Annotated in this window: 2 protein-coding genes; both read left to right on the top strand. The window is 72.7% G+C overall.

Annotated features, from left to right (window positions below):
- Positions 1–148 precede the first annotated feature (148 nt).
- A complete protein-coding gene (locus ACTUAL_RS29670; protein WP_096491407.1) occupies positions 149–835 on the top strand; it encodes a response regulator transcription factor in 687 nt (228 codons plus the stop codon).
- Positions 832–2,262 (top strand): sensor histidine kinase, encoded by a 1,431-nt coding sequence (locus ACTUAL_RS29675; RefSeq protein ID WP_096491408.1) that lies wholly within the window; start codon positions 832–834, stop codon positions 2,260–2,262. The genes ACTUAL_RS29670 and ACTUAL_RS29675 overlap by 4 nt, the downstream gene beginning before the upstream one ends.
- Positions 2,263–2,463: the final 201 nt, after the last annotated feature.

Consider the following 2,463-nt stretch of genomic DNA (forward strand, 5'->3'; position numbering starts at 1 on the left):
CTGCTCGACCGGCTCACCGCGTCGACCGGCGTGCCCAGGCTCGGCGACTACTTCTGACCGATCGGCCGCCCCCCGGCCCGCGGAACTTGACGGTCTCCTCACACCCGCTTCTCAGGCGGCTCTCAGGACCAGCGGCGAGACTGACGACATGCGCATCCTCGTTGTCGACGACGACAGGGCCGTGCGTGAGTCGCTCCGCCGCTCACTGCAGTTCAACGGCTACCAGGTGGACCTCGCCGGTGACGGCCAGCAGGCACTGGAGTCGGTCCTGTCGCAGCGCCCGGACGCCATGGTCCTGGACGTGATGATGCCCAGGCTCGACGGCCTGGAGGTCTGCCGGAGGTTGCGCAGCACGGGCGACGACCTGCCCATACTCGTGCTCACCGCGCGGGACGCGGTGAGCGACCGGGTCTCCGGTCTGGACGCGGGGGCCGACGACTACCTGCCGAAGCCGTTCGCGCTGGAGGAGCTGCTGGCCAGGTTGCGCGCCCTGCTGCGGCGCACCGCCACCGACGTGGAGGAGACCGCCAACCTGCTGCGCTTCGCCGACCTGGAGCTGGACCCCGGCACCAGGGACGTCCGCAGGGGCGAGCGGCCCATCAGCCTCACCCGCACCGAGTTCGCGCTGCTGGAGCTGTTCCTGGCGCACCCCAAGCAGGTGCTCACCAGGGGCCGCATCCTGGAGGACGTGTGGGGCTACGACTTCCCCACCTCCGGGAACGCGCTGGAGGTGTACGTCGGCTACCTGCGGCGCAAGACCGAGGCGGGCGGCGAGCCCCGGCTGCTGCACACGGTGCGCGGCGTCGGCTACGTGCTCAGGGAGACGCCCCCGTGACCGCCCCCGGCGGCACCCGGTTCCAGCGCGCCTCGCTGCACGCGCGCGTGACCCTGCTCGCCGCGCTGTGCGTGGCGGGCGCGGTCGCCGTGGTGTCGCTGAGCGTGTACATGACGGTGCGCGACAACATGATCACCTCGTTCGACGAGAACCTGCGCCAGCGCGCGCAGGCGGCGGTGAACGCGCCCAGGGTCAACGACACGGTCAGCGAGATGCCCGGCGCGTTCCTCGCCGCCGGCGACATCAAGATCGGCAAGCTGGACTCGGCCGGGCGCATCCTGTACCCGAAGTTCACCACCGCCCCGCCGACCAACTCGGACGACCTGGCGGTGGCGAACGGCGAGCTGCTGGAGCACATCTGGACCGACAAGCGCACCGAGTACCGGGTGCTGACGGTGCCGTACGGCGACGGCGAGGCGATGGTCCTCGCCCAGTCGATCAAGCCGCTGAACACCACGCTGGGCAAGCTGAGCCTGGTGCTGTTCGTGATCGGCGGCCTGGGCGTGGTCGCGGCGGCGGCGGCGGGGACGGCGGTGGCGCGCACCGGCCTGCGGCCCGTGCAGCGGCTCACCGAGGCCACCGAGCGGGTCGCGCTGACCGGCGACCTGCGGCCGATCCCGGTGTCCGGCGACGACGAGCTGGCCAGGCTCACCCAGCGGTTCAACGCGATGCTGGGGGCGCTGGCCGAGTCGCAGGAGCGGCAGCGCAGGCTCGTCGCGGACGCGGGCCACGAGCTGCGCACGCCGCTGACGTCCATGCGCACCAACCTGGAGCTGCTGCTGGCGTCCGAGCGGCCGGGGTCGCCGACGCTGTCCGACGAGGACAAGGCGGAGATCAACGACGACGTGCGGGCCCAGCTGGACGAGCTGACCACGCTGATCGGCGACCTGGTCGAGCTGGCCCGCGAGGACGCGCCGCAGGTCGTGCACGAACCGGTCGACCTGGTCGAGGTGGTCGAGCGCGCGCTGGACCGCGCCCGCAGGCGCGCGCCCGCCGACGTGGCGTTCGACGTGAGCCTGGAGCCGTGGTCGCTGCTGGGCGACTCGAACGCGCTGGAGCGGGCGGTGCTGAACCTGCTGGACAACGCGGTGAAGTTCAGCCAGGACAACACCGAGGGCGGCGTGGTGCGGCTGAGGCTGCGGCAGGTCGCGGAGGGCGCGGCGGTCGTCGAGGTGGCGGACTCGGGCCACGGCGTCGCGGAAGCGGACCTGCCGCACGTGTTCGAGCGCTTCTACCGCTCCTCCGAGGCCCGCACCCTGCCGGGGTCGGGGCTGGGGCTGGCGATCGTGAAGCAGGCGGCGGAACGCCACGGCGGCGCGGTCTACGCGGGGCGAGCCCCGGAGGGCGGCGCGCTGTTCACCCTGCACCTGCCGGGACGGCCTGCGCTGGCGCCCGCCACCAACGGCATGGGGTACGCGGGAGTCTGAGACGACCACGAGGAACGGGGCGGCGCCGGGAACGACCCGACGCCGCCCCGCTGCTCCTCGCTACCCCTTCGTCGCCCCCAGCGTCAGCCCGCCCACGAACTGCCGCTGGAGCACGAAGAACACCACCAGCGTCGGCAGCGCCACCAGCAGCGCCCCCGCCGCCACCAGGTTGTTGTCCGTGAAGAACGCCCCCCGCAGGTT

It is taken from the genome of Actinosynnema sp. (genome assembly GCF_052038725.1).

Excerpts from the sequence above, each read along its gene's own strand:
- ACTUAL_RS29670 (WP_096491407.1), top strand. The coding sequence starts at position 149 with ATGCGCATCCTCGTTGTCGACGACGACAGGGCCGTGCGTGAGTCGCTC.